This is a genomic window from Microbacterium sp. 1.5R (genome assembly GCF_007667425.1).
In the GTDB taxonomy this organism is placed as follows: domain Bacteria; phylum Actinomycetota; class Actinomycetes; order Actinomycetales; family Microbacteriaceae; genus Microbacterium.
The window spans coordinates 679,907-699,255 of record NZ_VDRC01000001.1; the positions used below are offsets into that span (position 1 = coordinate 679,907).

Annotated in this window: 21 protein-coding genes; 12 read left to right on the top strand and 9 right to left on the bottom strand. The window is 69.2% G+C overall.

Features of this window, described 5'->3' with window-relative positions; all coding sequences use genetic code 11:
- Positions 1-205: 205 nt before the first annotated feature.
- Entirely contained in the window at positions 206-946 is a 741-nt protein-coding gene (locus FSY98_RS03340) for a M23 family metallopeptidase (RefSeq protein WP_260857245.1), read from the bottom strand.
- Between the two features lie 339 nt (positions 947-1,285).
- The gene (locus FSY98_RS03345; protein ID WP_144873962.1) at positions 1,286-1,987 is read right to left on the bottom strand and encodes a metal-dependent transcriptional regulator; all 702 of its coding nucleotides are present in this window, start codon (positions 1,985-1,987) and stop codon (positions 1,286-1,288) included.
- A gap of 100 nt (positions 1,988-2,087) precedes the next feature.
- Between FSY98_RS03345 and serC the strand changes: the two genes are divergently transcribed.
- A complete protein-coding gene (gene serC, locus FSY98_RS03350; RefSeq protein ID WP_144873964.1) occupies positions 2,088-3,200 on the top strand; it encodes a phosphoserine transaminase in 1,113 nt (370 codons plus the stop codon).
- 66 nt (positions 3,201-3,266) lie between these two features.
- Here serC and FSY98_RS03355 read toward each other — a convergent pair whose 3' ends face one another.
- Together FSY98_RS03355 and FSY98_RS03360 are read right to left on the bottom strand one after the other, a co-directional pair.
- Positions 3,267-4,010 (bottom strand): DUF3027 domain-containing protein, encoded by a 744-nt coding sequence (locus FSY98_RS03355; RefSeq protein ID WP_144873966.1) that lies wholly within the window; start codon positions 4,008-4,010, stop codon positions 3,267-3,269.
- On the bottom strand, positions 3,994-4,374 hold the full coding sequence (locus FSY98_RS03360) for a cold-shock protein (protein ID WP_144873968.1): 381 nt from the start codon (positions 4,372-4,374) through the stop codon (positions 3,994-3,996). The genes FSY98_RS03355 and FSY98_RS03360 overlap by 17 nt, the downstream gene beginning before the upstream one ends.
- Positions 4,375-4,529: 155 nt before the next feature.
- Here FSY98_RS03360 and FSY98_RS03365 point away from each other — a divergent pair, with 155 nt between their 5' ends.
- The 6 genes from FSY98_RS03365 (at position 4,530) to FSY98_RS03390 (ending at position 11,074) form a co-directional block, all read left to right on the top strand.
- Positions 4,530-4,805: a multidrug ABC transporter ATPase gene (locus FSY98_RS03365; protein ID WP_144873970.1), complete on the top strand. Its 276-nt coding sequence runs from the start codon at positions 4,530-4,532 to the stop codon at positions 4,803-4,805.
- 10 nt (positions 4,806-4,815) lie between these two features.
- Positions 4,816-6,528 carry a helicase-associated domain-containing protein gene (locus FSY98_RS03370; protein ID WP_144873972.1) on the top strand — a complete coding sequence of 571 codons (1,713 nt, stop codon included), beginning with the start codon at positions 4,816-4,818 and terminating at the stop codon, positions 6,526-6,528.
- Between the two features lie 11 nt (positions 6,529-6,539).
- Positions 6,540-8,180 carry a DNA repair helicase XPB gene (locus FSY98_RS03375; RefSeq protein ID WP_144873974.1) on the top strand — a complete coding sequence of 547 codons (1,641 nt, stop codon included), beginning with the start codon at positions 6,540-6,542 and terminating at the stop codon, positions 8,178-8,180.
- 56 nt (positions 8,181-8,236) lie between these two features.
- Positions 8,237-8,923 (top strand): response regulator transcription factor, encoded by a 687-nt coding sequence (locus tag FSY98_RS03380; RefSeq protein WP_096714949.1) that lies wholly within the window; start codon positions 8,237-8,239, stop codon positions 8,921-8,923.
- 41 nt (positions 8,924-8,964) lie between these two features.
- On the top strand, positions 8,965-10,665 hold the full coding sequence (locus FSY98_RS03385; protein ID WP_144873976.1) for a cell wall metabolism sensor histidine kinase WalK: 1,701 nt from the start codon (positions 8,965-8,967) through the stop codon (positions 10,663-10,665).
- Between the two features lie 121 nt (positions 10,666-10,786).
- Positions 10,787-11,074 (top strand): WXG100 family type VII secretion target, encoded by a 288-nt coding sequence (locus tag FSY98_RS03390; RefSeq protein WP_144873978.1) that lies wholly within the window; start codon positions 10,787-10,789, stop codon positions 11,072-11,074.
- A gap of 142 nt (positions 11,075-11,216) precedes the next feature.
- On the opposite strand, the gene groL is transcribed toward FSY98_RS03390, so the two are convergent.
- The 4 genes from groL to FSY98_RS03410 all read right to left on the bottom strand — a co-directional run bounded on the left by groL (position 11,217) and on the right by FSY98_RS03410 (position 14,851).
- Positions 11,217-12,836 (bottom strand): chaperonin GroEL, encoded by a 1,620-nt coding sequence (groL, locus tag FSY98_RS03395; protein ID WP_144873980.1) that lies wholly within the window; start codon positions 12,834-12,836, stop codon positions 11,217-11,219.
- A 110-nt stretch (positions 12,837-12,946) separates the two neighbouring features.
- Positions 12,947-13,522: a LytR C-terminal domain-containing protein gene (locus FSY98_RS03400; protein WP_313955847.1), complete on the bottom strand. Its 576-nt coding sequence runs from the start codon at positions 13,520-13,522 to the stop codon at positions 12,947-12,949.
- 69 nt (positions 13,523-13,591) lie between these two features.
- The gene (locus tag FSY98_RS03405) at positions 13,592-13,849 is read right to left on the bottom strand and encodes a DUF3263 domain-containing protein (protein ID WP_144873982.1); all 258 of its coding nucleotides are present in this window, start codon (positions 13,847-13,849) and stop codon (positions 13,592-13,594) included.
- A 9-nt stretch (positions 13,850-13,858) separates the two neighbouring features.
- Positions 13,859-14,851, bottom strand: a complete 993-nt coding sequence (locus FSY98_RS03410) for a DUF2332 domain-containing protein (RefSeq protein ID WP_144873983.1) — start codon at positions 14,849-14,851, stop codon at positions 13,859-13,861.
- 70 nt (positions 14,852-14,921) lie between these two features.
- Here FSY98_RS03410 and msrB point away from each other — a divergent pair, with 70 nt between their 5' ends.
- The gene (msrB, locus tag FSY98_RS03415) at positions 14,922-15,326 is read left to right on the top strand and encodes a peptide-methionine (R)-S-oxide reductase MsrB (RefSeq protein ID WP_144873986.1); all 405 of its coding nucleotides are present in this window, start codon (positions 14,922-14,924) and stop codon (positions 15,324-15,326) included.
- Positions 15,323-15,883: a nitroreductase family protein gene (locus FSY98_RS03420; RefSeq protein WP_144873988.1), complete on the top strand. Its 561-nt coding sequence runs from the start codon at positions 15,323-15,325 to the stop codon at positions 15,881-15,883. The genes msrB and FSY98_RS03420 overlap by 4 nt, the downstream gene beginning before the upstream one ends.
- On the opposite strand, the gene FSY98_RS03425 is transcribed toward FSY98_RS03420, so the two are convergent.
- Positions 15,884-16,819, bottom strand: coding sequence for a DMT family transporter (locus tag FSY98_RS03425; protein WP_144876589.1), 936 nt, complete (start codon positions 16,817-16,819; stop codon positions 15,884-15,886). It lies immediately after the preceding gene.
- Between the two features lie 72 nt (positions 16,820-16,891).
- Between FSY98_RS03425 and FSY98_RS03430 the strand changes: the two genes are divergently transcribed.
- The 3 genes from FSY98_RS03430 to FSY98_RS03440 all read left to right on the top strand — a co-directional run bounded on the left by FSY98_RS03430 (position 16,892) and on the right by FSY98_RS03440 (position 19,348).
- Positions 16,892-17,518 (top strand): SOS response-associated peptidase family protein, encoded by a 627-nt coding sequence (locus FSY98_RS03430; protein ID WP_144873990.1) that lies wholly within the window; start codon positions 16,892-16,894, stop codon positions 17,516-17,518.
- A gap of 112 nt (positions 17,519-17,630) precedes the next feature.
- Positions 17,631-18,542 (top strand): ABC transporter ATP-binding protein, encoded by a 912-nt coding sequence (locus tag FSY98_RS03435; protein WP_144873992.1) that lies wholly within the window; start codon positions 17,631-17,633, stop codon positions 18,540-18,542.
- Positions 18,539-19,348: an ABC transporter permease gene (locus tag FSY98_RS03440; RefSeq protein ID WP_144873994.1), complete on the top strand. Its 810-nt coding sequence runs from the start codon at positions 18,539-18,541 to the stop codon at positions 19,346-19,348. The genes FSY98_RS03435 and FSY98_RS03440 overlap by 4 nt, the downstream gene beginning before the upstream one ends.
- Position 19,349 lies beyond the last annotated feature (1 nt).

Sequence of the window (19,349 nt, forward strand, 5' to 3'; positions counted from 1 at the left end):
GCAGCACCGTGGCGTCCCTGCGGCCGATGCTGAAGGACGTGACGACCGAGGGCATCCATGGTGCGGATGCTCGGTATTCGATCCATCAGCTTCTCCCGCCTGTGCGACAACGGGTTCAGGCTAACCCATGCAGCGGGGTGTTCGGCCCAACCGACGGATGAACGTTCGGGAGCGTGTCAGGCGGTCGGCGACCGAAGGACGCGCGTCAGCCGGCGTTCGCGGCGAGCCAGGCGATCGGCTCGAGGAGCCCGCCGTTGACCCAGACCTCGAAGTGGAGGTGGTTGGCGGTCGACCGACCGGTGCTGCCGACGAAGCCGATGAGCTGGCCCGCGGCCACGCTCTCGCCCGCCGAGACCTGGCGGGATCCGTAGGTCATGTGGCCGTAGGTGGTCTGCACACGCTGGCCGCCCACGACGCTGTCGATCATGACTGCGACGCCGTAGCCGCCGATGCTCTCGGCAGACTGGCGGACGACACCCGCAGCGGCCGCGTAGATCGGTGTGCCCTGCGGGGCGAGCATGTCCGCGCCGTTGTGCGCCCCGCCGACGGTGCGGCTGACGTGATAGGAGCCCTGCGGAAGCGGATAGCGCACTTCACCGGAGCCGGGCGAGACGAGGGCATAGGCGCCGACGTCGAAGGTGCGGCCGCCGGTGCCGGTGGACACCGAGGCTGCTGCGGCTGCGGCAGCCGCGCGGGCAGCTGCGGCCTCCTCCGCCTTCTTCTTCTCGATCTCGTCGGGGGTCGTGGCGGTGAACGTGCCGCGGCTGAGCGGAGCGGAGGTCGCCTGCGATGCCACCACGAGCGACTGCGCGTCGACGGCGGCCATCTGCTGGACGGTGGTCGCGTTCTCGGCGGGCTTGGTGGCGGCGTACGCGGGAAGCGCGACTGCGGCGACCAGGGCCCCGACCGCTCCGAAGATCGCGATCGACCGGAGAGGCTTCACCACTGTCCGCGCATTGACCCGGGTGGTCGTGCGGCGTGCGACGGGTCGTTCTTCAGGTGTGTTCGCGGACTGGATGTCTGTGGCCAAAACGTGATCCTCCTGCGCCTGCACGCTCGGGTTGCGCTGGCTCGTCGGCACTATGCTCTCGGGGCACGAATGTAGCTCGGGTACGTTGTGCGTTGTTACCGAGAAGACGACGAGCCTGGAAGGCGAATCCTCTCGGGTATCGTCAGCGGGCTTCTTCGCCGACGACTTCACCGAGGTTACCGGAAGATAACGATCCTGTCACCCTGCCAACCTGGCAATCGTCGGGGAGCGCCAGAAGGCCTGGTCAGAGCCGATTCAGACGGGTTCGCCCACGAGGAAGATGTGGGAGGCGAGTTCGACGGGGAGTTCGAGCCCCTCGTCCTTTCCCTCCATCTGGATCAGCACGTAGCCCTCGTTGAACCGGTAGTCGCCCTTGGCACCGGGCACGACGCCGGCGTCACGCAGCTGCTCCAGCAGTTCGGGATCGACCTGGGCGGGCTCGGCGAGACGACGGACCGTGCCCTCGATCGGGGCACCCGCAGCGTTGAGCTTGCGCACGAGTCCGACGACGCCCTCGTCGAACGTGCGGGCCGGTGCGTCGCCGAGCTGATCGAGGCCGGGGATGGGGTTGCCGTAAGGCGACTCGGTGGGGTGGCCGAGCAGCTCGACGAGACGACGCTCGACCTGCTCGCTCATGACGTGCTCCCACCGGCAGGCCTCGTCGTGCACGAATGCCCAGTCCAGGCCGATGACGTCGGAGAGGAGACGCTCCGCGAGGCGGTGCTTGCGCATGACGTCGACAGCCTTGCGGCGACCCGCCTCGGTGAGCTCGAGCGTGCGGTCCTCGGACACGATCACCAGACCGTCGCGCTCCATGCGGCCGACCGTCTGCGAGACCGTCGGGCCGGAGTGGCCGAGTCGCTCCGAGATGCGCGCGCGCAGGGGAACGATGTTCTCCTCCTCGAGTTCGAGGATGGTGCGGAGATACATCTCCGTGGTGTCGATCAAGTCGGTCATGTGGCCCTCCGGGTCTTCTTAGGCAAGCCTACATTCCCGCACCGACATCGGGGCGTCACGCAGGCGGTCGCGACAGGGGGGCACGCCTTAGAATCGACGCATGCCGATCGAGATTCCCCGTGACCTCCTGCCCGCCGACGGCCGCTTCGGATGCGGCCCCTCGAAGGTGCGGAGCGAGCAGCTCGACGCCTTGATCGCCGACGGCCCCTCGCTGCTCGGCACCTCGCACCGTCAGGCGCCGGTGAAGAACCTCGTGGGGAGCGTGCGCGAGCGCCTCGCCGCCCTCTTCCGCCTGCCCGACGGGTACGAGATCATCACCGGCAACGGCGGGTCGACCGCCTTCTGGGATGCCGCGGCCTTCGGCCTCATCGAGCGTCGCAGTCAGAACCTCGTGTTCGGCGAGTTCGGCGGCAAGTTCGCCGCCGCGGCCGGGGCGCCGTGGCTCGAGAAGCCCGACGTCCGCAAGGCCGAGCCGGGATCGAGCACCGTCGCCGAGATCGTCGACGGCGTCGACGTCTACGCCTGGCCGCACAACGAGACCTCCACCGGGGTGAGCGCGCCGGTGCGGCGCGTGGCCGCGGACGCGGCGCTCACGGTCATCGATGCGACGAGCGCCGCAGGAGGCATCGACTTCGATGCCGCCGAGGCGGACGTGTACTACTTCGCCCCGCAGAAGAACCTCGGCTCCGACGGAGGCCTGTGGTTCGCCGCGGTCTCCCCTGCCGCGATCGACCGCATCGAGCGCATCGCCGCGTCGGACCGCTACATCCCCGAGTTTCTGAGCCTGAAGAACGCCGTCGACAATTCGCGCCTGAACCAGACGCTCAACACCCCGGCATTGACGACCCTGCATCTGCTCGACAGCCAGCTGGGCTGGATCATCGACAACGGCGGGCTGACCTGGGCCGGCGCGCGCACCGCCGAGTCCTCCGGCATCCTCTACGACTGGGCCGAGGCATCCGCTGTCGCCACCCCCTTCGTCGCCGCCGTCGCGGATCGCTCGCCGGTCGTCGTGACCATCGACTTCGACGAGTCCGTCGACGCCGCCGCCATCGCGAAGACGCTGCGCGCCAACGGAATCGTCGACACCGAGCCGTATCGCAAGCTGGGCCGCAACCAGCTCCGTGTCGCGACGTTCGTGTCGATCGAACCGGGCGATGTGCGTCAGCTCACCCGCTCGCTCGACTACGTGCTGGAGCAGCAGGGCGTCTGACGCCCCAGGCCATGACGAAGGGGACCGCGCGATTCGCGCGGTCCCCTTCGTCGTAGCTGCGGACGATCACTCCTCGTCGTCGGAGTCGTCCTCGTCGTCGTCCACATAGAGGTCGTCGTCGTCCTCGTCGGAGTCTTCGTCGTCGTCCGAGTCGTCGTCCTCGTCCGAGTCGTCGTCGGAGTCGTCCTCGTCCGCGTGGTCATCGTCATCGTCCGACTCATCCGAATCGTCGAGCTCGTCGATGTCGACTCCGTCGAGGTCGCCGCCGTGCACCGGGCGCGGCTCGCTGGCGAGCTCGTCGTCGTCGAGGTCGTCGTCATCCTCGTCGTCGTCGAGGTCGTCTTCCCCGTCGGAATCGTCCTCGAGGTCGGCGTCGTCATCCTCGTCGACGTCATCGAGGTCGTCGTCACTGTCGTCGTCGCCGGTCTCGTCCGCCGGCTCCTCGACCCCTGCAGCCGCAGCCGAAGCCGCGGCCTGTTCGGCGAGTTCCGCCTGATGGGCGCGGTACTCGGCGAGGCGCTCAGCCCATGGCACCCATTCCGGGGCGAGGAGCGCGCCGTCACCGGGGAGGAGTTCGATCTCGAGCACCGTCGGATCCTCGTCGTCGACACGCGCGACGGTGACCGTCCAGTACCACCCGGGGTAGCCGGCCAGTCTGTTCTCGAAACGCAGCGACACCGAGCCGTCGTCCTCGACGAGGTAGCCGGCGGCGGGTCCGACCGTCGATGCGGGCGTGATCTCCCCGAGCGCGGAGAGCGCGAGGTCGTGCGCGTCGAGCAGTCGCTCGTCGGCGTCAGGCTTCGAGGTCATCGGCAACCTTGCGCAGAACCGCGGCGATCTTGCGACCGTGACCGGACGAGGGGTAGCGGCCGCGACGCAGGTCTCCCCCGATGCCGTCGAGCAGCTTCACCAGGTCCTCGATGATGATCGCCATGTCGTCGGCCGGCTTGCGCTTGGCCTTGGCGAGGCTGGGCGGAGCCTCGAGCACGCGCACCGAGAGCGCCTGAAGCCCGCGCTTGCCGTCGGCGACACCGAACTCCACGCGTGCGCCCGCCTTGACGGCCGTGCCCGCGGGCATCGCGGAGGCATGCAGGAAGACGTCCTGGCCGTCATCGGAGGCGATGAAGCCGAAACCCTTGTCTTCGTCGTAGAACCTGACCTTGCCGGTGGGCATGGGAGAAACCTCGCTGAATCGGTGTGGAGCTGAACGGCCGCGCAGTGCGACCGCATCCAGCCTACCGGTGACGGGGATCGCGCGCGGGGAGCACCGCAGGATGCGACCGTCGCGCGCGGGGCCCGTGATCCCGCCCAGCGACTAGGCTGAGCGGGATGAGCAGTCAGAGCCCCGAACCCGAGGTGCCGGTGCGCCGGATCGATTACGTCCTCACGTTCACCGCGCTCGGCCTCGCTGCGGCATCCATCATCTGCTTCTTCGCCATCATCATCGGCACGGCGGTCGGCATGCAGCAGGAGGACTTCGGCTCCAGCGTATGGCCGGTGGTCGCCGCCATCCCCTACTGGGGTCTCCCCGCGGCCTTCGCGATGATCATCGTGCTGCTGATCATGAGCTTCATCCGGAAGGGTCGCGCGGGATCGCGGCCCTGAGGAACCAGGCATGAGCACGCACGCCCGGCCCCTGGCCGAACAGCTGGCCGCGATGAGCGATGCGGATCTGGCAGATCTCCTCACCGCGCGCGGTGTGCGATCGGAGGTGGGATGGCAGGACTTCTTCGATGCGGCCGAGGCTCTGCTCGAGCCCGCTTCCCTGGCGAAGATCCTCCCGACCCTCACCCGTTCGGAGGCGTCGGCGCTGCAGACCCTCGCGGCCGGCGGCACGATCGGCGAGGATTCGGACGATCGGCGCACCCTCGAACGCCTCGCCCTGGTCAGAGCAGACGGAGAAGTCAGCGCGCCCGTCGCGGCAGCGGCTTCCGAGCGCGCGGCCCCCGCGTCCCCGCAGAGCGGTGACCAGCCCATCGCCGGCGAGCACTCCGCCGCGCACGCCGCTGAGCGAGCCTTCACGACGGTCGCGACGATCGCCGACCTCCTGCTCCTCGCTCGCGACAAACCGCTGGCGCTGCTCGCGGGCGGCACGCTGAGCGCGGGTGAGAAGCGGCAGCTCGCCGAATCGGGCGTGCCGACCGAACACGTCGATCAACTCGTGACCATCGCCTCAGCGGCCGGACTCCTGTCCGCCGACGACCGTCGCCTGCGCGCCGGAGCCACCGCCGATGAGTGGCTCCGCCACGGAGCCACGACCCGATGGGCCCGGCTGGCCGAGGGCTTCCGCGGCGCGCTGCCCCGCGGCATCCGTTCCGCCGACGGCGGGTGGGTGCCGCTCGACGAGTGGCCGCAGGCGCATCCGTGGGACCCCGCTTGGCCGGACCTCAGCTCGGGGCTGCGTGAGCGCGCACGACTGCTCGGCCTCGTGGCCGACGACGGGAGCGAACCGGCCTGGGCCGTCTCCCTCCGCCTCGGTCAGGAGCCCGATGCCGAACCGCTCGCAGCGCTTCTGCCTGCAGAGGTCGACCGCATCTTCCTGCAGAACGACCTCACCGCCATCTCGCCCGGACCGCTCGCCCCTGCTCTCGATGTGCGGCTGCGCACCATCGCGACCCGCGAATCCGCGGCACAGGCATCGACGTACCGGTTCACTCCGGAATCCATCGCGCGCGCACTCGTCGCGGGCGAGACGGAGGAGTCGCTCGTCGAGTTCCTCGACACGATCTCACTCACCGGCATCCCCCAGCCGCTCCGCTACCTCGTGGCGCAGACCTCTCAGCGGCACGGACTGGTGCGGGTCTCGAGCGACCCCGACACCGGCCGAACGCGCATCGAGAGCGCCGACCCGCACATCGTCGACGCCATCGCCGTCGATCAGGCCCTCCGTCCGCTCGCGCTCTCGAAGGATGGGGGCTCGCTCACCACTCGCGTGGGGCGCGACACGGTGTACTGGGCGCTCGCCGACGCCCGCTACCCCGCGACCCTCGTCGACGAGAACGGCGCCCTGCTCACGGGCGAGCGGCACGCGCCGCCCTCCTCCGGCCGCACGGAGGCGCCCGACTACGCAGCGCTCATCGAGAAGCTCCGATCGCACCAGGGGCCGGACGCGGACGCCGCCTGGCTCGACCGCGAACTCGAGGCGGCGGTGCGGGCGAAAGCGCTGCTGCAGGTCACCGTCGGCATGCCGGACGGAAGCACGCGCGACCTCCTCCTCGAAGCCACCGGACTCGGCGGAGGTCGCCTGCGCGGACGCGACAGGGCGGCCGACGTCGAACGCACGCTGCCCGTGTCCAGCATCCGCGCCGCCACCGTGATCGAGCAGTAAACTGGACAGCTATGTCTGATGGCCCCCTGATCGTCCAGAGCGATCGCACCGTGCTGCTCGAGGTCGCCCACTCCGATGCCGAGAGCGCCCGTCACGAACTGGCGATCTTCGCCGAGCTCGAGCGCGCGCCCGAGCACATCCACACCTACCGGATCACCCGCCTCGGGCTCTGGAACGCCCGCGCGGCGGGGCACACCGCCGAGGACATGCTCGAGACGCTCGACCGGTGGTCGCGGTTCCCCGTGCCGCCGTCCGTCGCCGTGGACCTGCGCGAGACCGTGAACCGCTACGGACGCCTCGTCATCGAGCGCGACGACGAGGGCACCCTGATCCTGCGCTCCACCGACCCCGCCGTGCTCGCCCAGGTCGCGAACAACAAACGCATCCAGCCGCTGCTGATCGGACACCCGGCCCCGGACGCCTTCGTGGTCGACGCCTGGGCGCGAGGGCAGATCAAGCAGGAGCTCCTGAAGATCGGCTGGCCGGCGGAGGATCTCGCCGGATACACCCCCGGCACCCCGCACGAGATCGAGCTCGCGGAGGACGGCTGGCACATCCGCCCGTACCAGCAGGATGCCGTCGACGCGTTCTCGAAGGACGGATCCGGGGTCGTCGTGCTTCCCTGCGGCGCGGGCAAGACCATCGTCGGCGCCGGTGCGATGGCCGCGACGAAGACCACCACGCTGATCCTCGTGACCAACACCGTGTCGGCGCGCCAGTGGCGCGACGAGCTGCTCAAGCGCACGAGCCTCACCCCCGAGGAGATCGGCGAGTACTCCGGTCAGGCCAAAGAGGTCAAGCCGGTCACGATCGCGACTTACCAGATCCTCACCGCGAAGCGGAAAGGACAGTACGCGCATCTCGCCCTGCTCGACGCGCTCGACTGGGGCCTCATCGTGTACGACGAGGTGCACCTGCTGCCCGCTCCCGTCTTCAAGCTCACCGCCGACCTCCAGGCGCGCCGTCGCATCGGCCTCACCGCGACCCTGGTGCGTGAGGACGGGCGCGAGGGCGACGTGTTCAGCCTCATCGGCCCCAAGCGGTTCGATGCCCCTTGGAAGCAGATCGAGGCGCAGGGGTTCATCTCCCCCGCGGTCTGCTACGAGGTCCGCGTCGACCTGCCCCCGAGCGACCGGCTCGAGTACGCCGCCGCCACCGACGACGAGCGCTACCGACTCGCGGCATCCGCGCCCGCGAAGATCGACGCGGTTCGTGAGCTCATCGCGATGCACCCCGACGAGCAGATCCTCGTGATCGGTCAGTACCTCGATCAGCTCGAGACGCTGTCGCAGGCGCTGGACGCGCCGCAGATCACGGGCGCCACGCCGGTCGACGAACGCGAGGAGCTGTACCGCAAGTTCCGCGAGGGTGAGATCCAGCTGCTCGTCGTCTCGAAGGTCGCGAACTTCTCGATCGACCTCCCCGAGGCGTCTGTGGCGATCCAGGTCTCCGGGTCCTTCGGCTCCCGTCAGGAGGAGGCTCAGCGCCTCGGACGGCTGCTGCGGCCCAAACAGTCAGGGCACACCGCGAGCTTCTACACGCTCGTCGCGCGCGACACGATCGACCAGGACTACGCGCAGAACCGTCAGCGCTTCCTCGCCGAGCAGGGGTACAGCTACACGATCATGGATGCGGATGCGATCGCGGCGTGACCGCCGCTCCGACGGATAGTCAGCATCCGCATGGTCGGAGTCACCATAATGGGGACATGACTGATGCGCGCATCCTGGTCGTCGACGACGAACCCAATATCCGCGACCTCCTCTCGACGGGTCTGAGCTTCGCCGGGTTCCAGGTGAAGACGGTGGCGAACGGCGCCGCGACCATCTCGGCGGTGCTCGAGGAGGAGCCGGACCTCATCATCCTCGACGTCATGCTGCCCGACATGAACGGGTTCAGCGTCACCAAGCGTCTGAGGGGAGCCGGCTTCACCGCCCCGATTCTCTTCCTCACCGCGAAGGACGGCACCGACGACAAGATCGAGGGGCTGAACGCCGGCGGCGACGACTACGTGACGAAGCCGTTCAGCCTCGACGAGATCGTGGCACGTGCGCAGGCGATCCTCCGTCGCACCATGCAGGCCGACGAGGAGTCGATCATCCGCGCCGGCGAGCTGTCGATGGATCAGGACACCCACGACGTCCACGTCGGCAAGGAGCCCATCGAGCTCAGCCCCACCGAGTTCAAGCTGCTGCGCTACCTCATGCTGAACCCGAACCGCGTGCTGTCGAAGGCGCAGATCCTCGACCACGTGTGGGAGTACGACTTCAACGGCGATGCCGGCATCGTCGAGAGCTACATCTCCTACCTGCGGCGCAAGATCGATCCGCACACCGAGGAGTCCGTCATCCAGACCAAGCGCGGCTTCGGCTACATGCTCAAGGTCGGCAAGTAACCCGAGCCACGCAGACACGCACCACGACCGAAGGAGGCCGCATGGCGCACAAGCCCGATGCGGTCACCCGATGGTGGCGAGCGATCAGCCTGCGGGCGAAGGTCACGGGCGTGACCGTCGCGGTGCTCGCACTCGGTCTCCTGCTCGCCGGGATCGGCACCGTGCCCATCCTGCGGAACTCCCTCGTCGGCAACATCGAGGCGCAGCTGCCCGCGCTCGTCTCGGCGGATCTCGCGCCGCGGTACTTCGACATGACGCTCGAGGACGGCAGGACGGTCTACACCCCGCGCGAATCGCCGCGTGATTTCTTCGTCGCGATCTACGACGGCGAGGGGGTGCTGCAGACCACGACGGGGAACTCGGCGAACGGCAAGCCCCTCTTCCCCTCGACGTACACGCTGCTGGATGCACAGAACGCGGGCGACGGCGTGTTCCCCCTCGCCGGCACGGAGGGCGCCGACTTCCGCGCGGCGGTCGCTCTCCTGCCGGGGGACGGCGACGGCGCACTCCGCATCCAGATGGTGGCGATGCCCCTGGACTACGCCGACCGCATCATCAGCCAGTTCTTCGGCATCTACATCACGGTGGCTCTGGTCACCATACTGATCGCCGCGCTTCTGACCAGAGGACTCGTCACGCTGACGTTCCGACGTCTCGGCCAGGTGGAGTCGACGGCGATGTCCATCGCGAAGGGCGACTTCAGCCAAAGACTCACCGATCTCGAGCCCACGACCGAGGTCGGACGCCTCAACACCGCCATCAACACGATGCTCGATCGCGTAGACGGATCCCTCGCGCAACGCGACCGGACCGTGCAGCACATGCGCCGGTTCATCGGCGACGCCAGCCACGAGCTGCGCACGCCGCTGGTGAGCGTCCGCGGCTATGCGGAGCTGTACCGGATGGGGGCCATCAAGGGCGAGGAGGACACGGCGCGGGCCATGGAGCGCATCGAGAAGGAGGCGATCCGCATGGGCGTGCTCGTCGAGGACCTGCTCGCTCTGGCTCGCCTCGATGAGGAGCGCGAGCCGGAGATCGAGGCTCTCGACCTGCGTCCGATCGCCCGCGACGCCGCCCTCGATCTGCGCGCCGCCGCTCCGGGGCGGACGGTGACCGTGATCGACCGCACCGTCGAGGCGCCGCTGATCGACGTCACGACCCGACCGACCCCGATCGCGACCGCAGATCAGGCACCCGCTCCGCGTGGCGCTCTCTCCCGCGCGACGCTCGGACGGCTGCGCCGACGACCGCGGACCTCTGCTGTGCCGCAGATCACGGGGATCGACTTCACGGAGGCGACGGATGTGCCCGTTCGCACGCCGCCGATCGTGCTCGGCGAGGAGAACAAGGTGCGGCAGGTCGTCACGAACCTGCTCGGCAACGCGCGGCGGTTCTCGCCCGGCGACAGCCCCCTCGAGATCGTCGTGGACGCCGACCGCGTCCGTGGAACGGGCAGCATCTCGATCGTCGACCACGGAGAGGGAATACCGCCGCAGATCCGCGATCAGATCTTCGAGCGCTTCTGGCGCGCCGACACGTCGCGTGCGCGGGAGACCGGAGGGTCCGGTCTCGGACTCGCGATCGTCGCATCGATCATGAAGGCGCTGCGTGGAGGTGTGGCCGTCTCCGAGACTCCCGGCGGCGGCGCGACCTTCACGATCACCCTCCCTCTGGCCCCGTCACGCGCGACGCCGGCGCACCTTCTCGAAGACACCCAGCCGATCGATCCGCTCACCCTCTGAGCACCTCTCCACCACCGGGACCTCCGGCGGATTGTGCACAGTCCTGGCGATCGAGAGGGACGCCGACGGATGCCGTGCGCCTGCCGCTCCTATCGTCGGAATCCCATCGAGAGGAGATTCCATGTCCGTCATCACCGTCGACACCGAAGCCGTGGGTGCAGCCCACACGGCGGCACTCGTCACCATGGAGCGTCTGCACGTCGAGGCAGCCACGCTCATGAGCCAGCTCACACAGCTGCAGTCCTCGTGGGTCGGGAACGCCTCGAACGCGTTCCAGTCCTGCGCGGAGCAGTGGCGCGGCGCCCAGCTCAACCTCGAGCAGACGCTCGAGTCCATCGGGCATTCGCTGGGCAGCGCTGCAACACAATACGCCGATGCCGACCAGTTCTCGGCGAGCCTGTTCCGCTGAGCAGCCCCGCACACTGAACTGGGCCGCACTGGACTGGGCTGCACTGGACTGGGCTGCATTGGACTGCGTCACACTGGACCGCCCCGCACACAGAGACGCCCCGACCTTTCGGTCGGGGCGTCTCTTCGTCAGAGCTTCTGGATCAGAAGTCCATGCCACCCGTCGGGTCGCCGGCCGGAGCCGAGACCTTCTCGGGCTTGTCGGCGACGACGGCCTCGGTCGTCAGGAACAGACCGGCGATCGAGGCTGCGTTCTGCAGCGCCGAGCGGGTCACCTTGGCCGGGTCGATGATGCCCTGTGCGAACATGTCGCCGTACTCGCCGGTCGCAGCGTTGAGGCCCTGGCCCGCGGGGAGCTCGGAGACCTTGTTCGCGACGACGCCCGGCTCGAGACCGGCGTTCAGCGCGATCTGCTTGAGCGGAGCCTCGATCGCGACGCGGACGATGTTCGCGCCGGTCGCCTCGTCGCCCGAGAGCTCGAGAGCGTCGAGCGCCTTCGTTCCCGACTGGATGAGCGCGACGCCACCACCGGGGACGATGCCCTCTTCGACGGCCGCCTTCGCGTTGCGCACGGCGTCCTCGATGCGGTGCTTGCGCTCCTTGAGCTCGACCTCGGTCGCGGCACCAGCTTTGATGACGGCGACGCCACCGGCGAGCTTCGCGAGGCGCTCCTGGAGCTTCTCGCGGTCGTAGTCGCTGTCGGTGTTCTCGATCTCGCGGCGGATCTGCGTGACGCGACCCTCGATCTGGTCGGCCTCGCCGGCACCCTCGACGATCGTGGTCTCGTCCTTGGTCACGATGACCTTGCGTGCACGGCCGAGCAGGTCGAGCGTGGCGTTCTCGAGCTTCAGGCCCACCTCTTCGGTGATGACCTGTCCGCCGGTGAGGATCGCGATGTCCTGCAGCTGCGCCTTGCGGCGGTCGCCGAAGCCGGGAGCCTTCACGGCGACCGACTTGAAGATGCCCTTGAGCTTGTTGAGCACGAGGGTCGCGAGAGCCTCGCCCTCGACGTCCTCGGCGATGATGACGAGCTCCTTGCCGTCCTGGATCACCTTGTCGACGATGGGCAGAAGGTCCTTGATGTTCGAGATCTTCTGGTTCGCGATGAGGATGTACGGGTCTTCGAAGACCGCTTCCTGGCGCTCCGGGTCCGTGACGAAGTAGGGGTTCAGGTAGCCCTTGTCGAACCGCATGCCCTCGGTGAGCTCGAGCTCGGTGCCGAAGGTCTGCGACTCCTCGACCGTGACGACGCCTTCCTTGCCGACCTTGTCGATCGCCTCGGCGATGAGCTCGCCGATGGCGGGGTCAGCGGCCGAGATCGACGCGGTGGCGGCGATCTGCTCCTTGGAGTCGATCTCCTTCGCGCTGGCGAGCAGCTCTTCGGTGATGGCCGTGACGGCCTTCTCGATGCCGCGCTTGAGCGAGATCGGGTCGGAACCGGCGGCGACGTTGCGCAGGCCCTCGCGGACGAGCGCCTGAGCGAGGACGGTCGCGGTCGTGGTGCCGTCACCGGCGACGTCGTCGGTCTTCTTGGCGACCTCCTTGACGAGCTCCGCGCCGATCTTCTCGTACGGGTCGTCCAGCTCGATCTCCTTGGCGATCGACACACCGTCGTTCGTGATCGTGGGGGCGCCCCACTTCTTCTCGAGCACGACGTTGCGACCGCGCGGGCCGAGGGTCACCTTGACGGCGTCGGCGAGGATGTTGAGGCCACGCTCGAGGCCGCGGCGGGCCTCCTCATCGAAAGCGATGATCTTTGCCATGAGTTTTGTCGTCCCTCCTGGACGTAGACGTTGGGTTTAGCACTCAGAGTGAGAGAGTGCTAACGCCATTCTGGCACTCGACCCCATCGAGTGCAAGCCGCCGAGGAGGACTACGGAGCAGGTGTCTCGCTGCCCGCCGGCGGGTTCGCCGAACGGTCGAGACCGATCACGACCGTGAGCTGCTTCAGCTCGGTGTCGTTCAGGTCCGCGTAGAAGTCGCTCTGCTGCACATCCGCTCCGCCGATGACCCCCGCGAGCCCGATCGCTGCGAGCTCGTCGTCGTCGGCCACGTAGTACACGGTGGTCGTCGCGAAGTCCTGGCTGGTGCTGTCGCTGGCGAAGACGACATCGCCCGACCACCCGGTGTTGATGAGCGTGTCACGCATCTGGTCGTCGAGCCCCTCGTCGGCCGTGGCGTTGAGGATCAGCACCGAGTACGTGGTGTCGACCACACCCGTCTCCTCCGGCGCAGGGGTGCCCGTCGGAACGGCTTCGGGGAAGAGACTGATGCGCCCCATGACGACGAGCGAGCCGAAGATTCCGCCAATGATGAGCACGAGGGCTGCGACGAACGACCAGAGCAGGACGATCCAGCCGTTCATCCCCGGCGCTTCGGCGCGGTGCGCACCCACTCGTCCGGAGGAGCGGGAGACGTCGTCGAATCGATCGCGGTTCGGCTTAGACACCCCTCGATGCTAACGGCACCTCGCTGTACAACCGCGCCTGCGGGTGCACAGCGCGTGGCGCGCGCGTGCTCAGCCGACGAAACCGGGCGTTCGCGCCGTTCGCTGGTAGGCGCGACGGTCGCGGATGCGTCGCAGCCGACCGACCAGCATCGGGTCGAATTCGAGCGCCGCATCGGAGTCGATCAGCCGCCCCAGGAGCTGGTAGTAGCGAGCAGCGCTCATGCCCAGCTGGGCACGGATGACCTCTTCCTTGGCACCGCCGTGCCTCGGCCAGGCGGTCTCGAGCGCGAGGATCAGACGATCCCGCTCCGTGAGTTCTCCGCGCATGGGCTCAGACTATGTCGCGTCCCGTCCATCGCCCGCGCGCCACTCCCACCATCGCCCGAGCGGGTCCGCGGAGGCGCGCACCCGGCCGTCGAGCGCGACGACGAATCCCGACCAGTGCCCCGGGTCGACGGGCGGCTGCCAGAGGTCCAGCAGAGCGGGCGGATCGATCGTCACCCAGCGCGCGGGCGACGCGCGGATGCGATCGACGAGCGCCAGTCTCGCCGCGCGCGGTATGTGCACGAGGACGCCCGGCGTCGTGATGACGAGCGTCGCGTCGGACGGCGCCGACCGCACGAGCTCGACGAGGCGCTCGGCGGCGTCGCCCCGCAGGAGAAGCGGCGGGTCTGCGGCGGCGATGTCCAGCGCTGCGGTCACACGCGCTTCGCGCCCCTCCTCCCCCGGCCACACGAGGGATCGCAGCCAGCGCCGGTCCTTCTCGTCGCGCGCATCGAGCGGCGCGAGGTCGACTCCGGCCCGCCAGACCACGTCCGGGAGGCGCAGCGCCGGCAGGTCTCCCTCGACCCGGCTCTCCAACAGGACGGAGGAGGGCCCGTCGGCGGGATGCAGCTCGGCGCGGACGAGGCCATCCGCCCCGACGATCCGATACGAATAGCGGTCGGGGTAGAGGCAGAGTCCCGCTGATGCGCCGATCTCGAGCAGGGCGATGGGCCCGTCGATCTCGGCGAGCACGGGGAGCAGTGCCGCGAGCCGCAGCGGCTCGTTGGTCTGCAGCCGTCGGTCGGTGCACTCCGAGACGATCTCGTCGGCGCGGGCGATCACGAAGGCGCGCCAGGCATCGAAGGGCTCGACGCCGGCCCCCAGCATCCGACTGACGGCGAAGACCAGCGGCGGCTGCCGTCGCGTCTCGGGGATGCGCGCGAGGATCCCGGCGACCTGCGGATCGCCGGCGACTCCTGCGGCCCACTCGGCGTACAGCTCGCTGCGCCCCGGCGCCTCCTCCGCGGCGAAGCGGGCGAATCGCTCGCGTACCGCATCCGTCATATGACCATCATGCCGTGGCGCCGTCACCCCCAGGACACGAGAGAATGGGGGAAGACCCTCAGGAGGACCGATGTCGTACAGCGTGGACAAGACCGAAGACGAGTGGCGCGAGGAGCTGGGCGCCGACCAGTACGCCGTGCTGCGCGAAGCGGCGACGGAGCGCGCCTGGACCGGCGAGCTGCTCGACGAGAGCCGTGCCGGCCTCTACACGTGCGGCGCCTGCGGCGCCGAGCTGTTCAAGAGCGGCACGAAGTTCGACTCCGGATGCGGATGGCCGAGCTTCTACGAGTCGATCCGCCCCGATGCGGTGCAGCTGATCGAGGACACGACCCTCGGCATGGTGCGCACCGAGGTGCGCTGCGCGAACTGCGGGTCGCACCTCGGCCACGTCTTCCCCGACGGCTTCGGCACCCCGACCGGCGACCGCTACTGCATGAACTCGATCGCGCTGAACTTCACCCCCGAGGAGTCGTGAGCGCCCTCGACGCCGTCCGGTCTCGTCAGTCCTGGTCGAAGGTCACCGCCGAGGCGCCCTCCCGAGAGGAGCTGCTGCACCTCGTCGCCGCAGCGGGTCGCGTCGCCGACCACTCCTCTCTCCGCCCGTGGCGTCTCATCGAAATGCGCGGAACAGACCGCGAGGTGCTCGGCGCCGCCATCGCGAAGGCGCAGAGCGACTCGTCGCCGTCGACCAAGCCGCTGCGTGCACCGCTGCTGATCGCCGTGGTCGCCAGCTACCGCAAGAGCGACAAGGTGCCGCGCTGGGAGCAGGAGGCCGTCGCCGCCGGCGTCGCGCACGTGCTGAGCCTGCTTCTGGACGAGGCGGGATGGGGCGTCATCTGGCGCACCGGTCACTACACCCGCGCCAAGGCGGTCGCGAAGGCGCACGGTCTCGACAAGAACGAGGAGCTGCTGGGCTGGCTCTACGTCGGCGGCAAGCCGGAGGGCAAGAAGCCGGGACGTCGCAAGACCGTGGAGGCCCGAAAGCTCGTCACTCGAATGCCGAAGCCGAAGAAGCGCGACGCGAAGAGCTAGTCAGCGGCGACGGCGCGGCAGCGCGACCGCCACGGACGCGACGGCCAGCACGACCATGCCTGCGATCTGCCACGGCGCCGGGCCCGCCGCCGCGGGCCAGACGAGGTCGATCACCACGGATGCCGCGAGCTGCCCGAGCACGGAGCCGAGGCCCATCAGCAGCACTCCCGTGTGCGCCACGATGAACGCGCCGAGCAGGATGTAGGCGAAGCCGAGCAGACCGCCGAGGTACAGCCAGGGTTCAGCGGGCGGAGCGGAGGGCAGCCCCCGGATCGCGATGCTCACGGCTGCGGCGAGGAGCAGGGCGACCGTGCCCGCGACGAAGCTCGTGAACGTGGCGATGAGCGGCGACTGCACCCGCTGCGCGAGGCGTCCGTTCGTGGCCGCCTGCCATGCGATGCCGATGCCGGCGGCGAAGGGAAGCAGCAGCATCCAGAGCGGAGCTGTGGCGAGCACGTCGCCGCTGAGCGAGATCCCCACCGCGGCGAGCGCCAGCGCACCGCCGAGCACGCGCCCGGGGGTGACTGCGACGACCCCTGCCGGGCCGAAGCCGATGCGGTCGAGGACGAGGCCGTGAAGACTCTGCCCTGCCACGACTCCGACGGTGAAGAGCGACACGCCCAGCACACCGGCCGTCACGCCCTGCGTCGAGACGGTGAGGGCGCCGCAGGCGCCGCCCAGCAGCATCCAGAACGGGATCGTCCGCCGGCGGATGCCGTCGCGCAACCGCCCCACGCCGCGACGGGCGGAGGGGAGGCAGACGACCACGATGATGAGCGCCGCGAGTCCGACGGCGAAGGAGATCAGTCCGGCGACGACGCCGTTGTCGACCTTCACCCCGAGCACGCCGTTGATACGCGCCTGCACGGCCGTCATGATGCCGATCGCGACCGCCGCGCCGAGCGCGACGGGGGCGGGCAGGCGGCGGTCCGTGATCACCCGTCGACCCTATCCGAGCCGCTGTCGGCGACCCGTGACGATGTCGGTGGCGCGGCGTACGCTGGCGACATGTGCGCGAGCTACGGACTTGACCCCCGCTTCACCGACGCGGAACTCCTCGCGGCCGCCGACGAAGCGGTGCTCGACGGGTTGCGCGAGTGGGCCGACGAGAACGCGGGAGAGACCGTGCGCCCGACGGGCAAGAACCTCCGGAACCTCAATCCGATCGTGGTGCAGCCCGACACCGCGCCGACGCTCGAGCCCGCCTGGTGGGGCTTCCTCGTCGGCGGCGAGCCGTCGAAGTTCCCGTCGATCAACACGAGGTCCGAACGTCTGCAGGATCGCCCCGGCGGGTTGAAGACGCGCGCGCTGGTGCCCGCGACCAGCTGGTATGAGATGAAGAAGCCGGAGCGCGTGTGGCATGAGTTCCTCGTCGACGACGGCGCGCTGTTCGGCATGGCGGCGGTGACCCAGCGGGGTCGCACGGCCGACGGCGCCTGGTTCACCTGCTACTCGATCGTCATGCGGCCTGCCCCCGAGCGTCTCGCCGACATCCACGACCGGATGCCGCTGCTGATCCCCGCGTCGCTGAGCCACGACTGGCTGACCGCCGAACCCACGAGAGAGATCATCGACGAGGCGATCGCGGCATCCGACGAGGTCGCCGCACGCGTGACCGCTCGTCCCCGCGCCTGATCGACCGCCGACTGCGTCATCCTCCGGTGCCACTCCTCGGGCACCTCCGGATGACGCATGCGGTACCGCGGGAGGACGCGGAGGATGAGCCGTCGGCCGTAGCGTCGAAAGCATGATCACAGCAGAGGGCCTCACGAAGAGGTTCGGAGACAAGACAGCCGTCCAGGACGTGTCGTTCACGGTCAAGCCGGGCACCGTCACCGGGTTCCTCGGACCCAACGGCGCCGGCAAGTCGACCACGATGCGACTCATCGTCGGCCTCGACCGCCCGACCTCGGGCACCGCCACGGTCGCCGGTCGGGAATACCGTTCGCTGCGCGCTCCGCTCACCGAGGTGGGAGTGCTGCTCGACGCCAAGGCCGTGCACACGGGCCGCACGGCGCGTAACCATCTGCGGGCCATGGCGGCGACCCACGGCATCCCCGCGTCGCGGGTCGACGAGGTCATCGATCTCGCCGGCATCGGCTCGGTCGCCCGCAAGCGCGCCGGCAAGTTCTCTCTCGGCATGGGCCAGCGACTCGGCATCGCGTCGGCACTTCTCGGCGACCCGCACACCCTGATCCTCGACGAGCCGGTCAACGGTCTCGACCCCGAGGGCGTGCGCTGGGTGCGCCAGTTCGTGCGGCACGCAGCCTCGGAGGGACGCACCGTGCTGCTCTCCAGTCACCTCATGAGCGAGATGGCGCAGACCGCCGATCACGTCATCGTGATGGGGCGCGGCCGCGTGCTCGCCGACGCCCCTCTCGATGACCTGGTGCGGGCGTGGACCCGCAACACCGTGCGGGTCCGCACGCCGCGGGCTGCAGACCTCGCGGCCGTCGTCGGCGGCCCCGACGTCGAGATCGTCAGCACCGCGCCCGACCTGCTCGACGTCGTCGGCCTGCCCGCGTCGCGCATCGGCGACCTGGCTGCCGATCGCGGCATCCCTCTCCACGAACTGACGCCCACCACCGGGTCGCTCGAAGACGCCTACCTCGCCCTGACCGGCGACGCGGTCGAGTACCGGACCAAGGAGATCTCATGACCACCCAGGCTCCCACCCTCACCCGCCAACGCGTCGACACGGGCCACCGCCTCTCGTTCGTCCGCGAGGTGCGCGGCGAGTGGATCAAGCTCGCGACTCTGCGCTCCACATGGTGGTCGATCGGGATCGCCGCGCTGCTGACGATCGGCATCGCTGTGCTCATCGCCCAGGCCATCGACACACCCGATTTCGCCCCCATCCAGGCGGTCGTGATGCCGCTGCAGTTCACGATGCTCCTCGCCGGCATCCTCGGCGCGATCGCCGTCACCGGTGAGTATTCGACAGGGATAATCCGCTCGACGCTCACAGCGAATCCCCGTCGTGGTTCGGCGCTGCTGGCGAAGGCGGTCGTCGTCGGCCTGTTCCTGTTCGTCTCGTCGCTGATCATCTTCTCGGCGGCGGCGGTGGCCGTGGGACTGGTGGTCGCTTCCCGCGATCAGAGCATCGACTGGAGCGACCCCTCCGCGTCGTTCCTGCCCATCGTGGTGGCGTCGTTGTCGATGGCCGTGTTCGCGCTGATCGGCGTCGCCTTCGGGTTCCTCCTGCGCTCCGGCGCGGGAGCGATCGCAGCGACCGTCGGCCTCCTCTTCGTCCTTCCCATCGTCGCCACCTTCTTCACGATGGCCGGGGAAGCGTGGGCGTGGGTCATCGACGCGTCCGCCTATCTCCCCGTCGCCGCCGCACAGAGCGCGATCCTCCCCGAGGGCGCCGCCCTCGAGAGTCCCGTCGCCTACCTGACCCTGGGCGCCTGGACCGTAGGTGGGCTGCTCGCTGCGTGGATCGTGCTCCGTACACGAGACGCGTGAG

Excerpts from the sequence above, each read along its gene's own strand:
- FSY98_RS03370 (WP_144873972.1), top strand. The coding sequence starts at position 4,816 with ATGAGCACGCACGCCCGGCCCCTGGCCGAACAGCTGGCCGCGATGAGC.
- FSY98_RS03440 (WP_144873994.1), top strand. The coding sequence starts at position 18,539 with ATGACCACCCAGGCTCCCACCCTCACCCGCCAACGCGTCGACACGGGC.
- FSY98_RS03390 (WP_144873978.1), top strand. The coding sequence starts at position 10,787 with ATGTCCGTCATCACCGTCGACACCGAAGCCGTGGGTGCAGCCCACACG.
- FSY98_RS03345 (WP_144873962.1), bottom strand. The coding sequence starts at position 1,987 with ATGACCGACTTGATCGACACCACGGAGATGTATCTCCGCACCATCCTC.
- groL (WP_144873980.1), bottom strand. The coding sequence starts at position 12,836 with ATGGCAAAGATCATCGCTTTCGATGAGGAGGCCCGCCGCGGCCTCGAG.
- FSY98_RS03410 (WP_144873983.1), bottom strand. The coding sequence starts at position 14,851 with ATGACGGATGCGGTACGCGAGCGATTCGCCCGCTTCGCCGCGGAGGAG.
- msrB (WP_144873986.1), top strand. The coding sequence starts at position 14,922 with ATGTCGTACAGCGTGGACAAGACCGAAGACGAGTGGCGCGAGGAGCTG.
- serC (WP_144873964.1), top strand. The coding sequence starts at position 2,088 with ATGCCGATCGAGATTCCCCGTGACCTCCTGCCCGCCGACGGCCGCTTC.
- FSY98_RS03365 (WP_144873970.1), top strand. The coding sequence starts at position 4,530 with ATGAGCAGTCAGAGCCCCGAACCCGAGGTGCCGGTGCGCCGGATCGAT.
- FSY98_RS03405 (WP_144873982.1), bottom strand. The coding sequence starts at position 13,849 with ATGCGCGGAGAACTCACGGAGCGGGATCGTCTGATCCTCGCGCTCGAG.
- FSY98_RS03360 (WP_144873968.1), bottom strand. The coding sequence starts at position 4,374 with ATGCCCACCGGCAAGGTCAGGTTCTACGACGAAGACAAGGGTTTCGGC.
- FSY98_RS03430 (WP_144873990.1), top strand. The coding sequence starts at position 16,892 with ATGTGCGCGAGCTACGGACTTGACCCCCGCTTCACCGACGCGGAACTC.
- FSY98_RS03375 (WP_144873974.1), top strand. The coding sequence starts at position 6,540 with ATGTCTGATGGCCCCCTGATCGTCCAGAGCGATCGCACCGTGCTGCTC.
- FSY98_RS03355 (WP_144873966.1), bottom strand. The coding sequence starts at position 4,010 with ATGACCTCGAAGCCTGACGCCGACGAGCGACTGCTCGACGCGCACGAC.
- FSY98_RS03380 (WP_096714949.1), top strand. The coding sequence starts at position 8,237 with ATGACTGATGCGCGCATCCTGGTCGTCGACGACGAACCCAATATCCGC.
- FSY98_RS03385 (WP_144873976.1), top strand. The coding sequence starts at position 8,965 with ATGGCGCACAAGCCCGATGCGGTCACCCGATGGTGGCGAGCGATCAGC.
- FSY98_RS03435 (WP_144873992.1), top strand. The coding sequence starts at position 17,631 with ATGATCACAGCAGAGGGCCTCACGAAGAGGTTCGGAGACAAGACAGCC.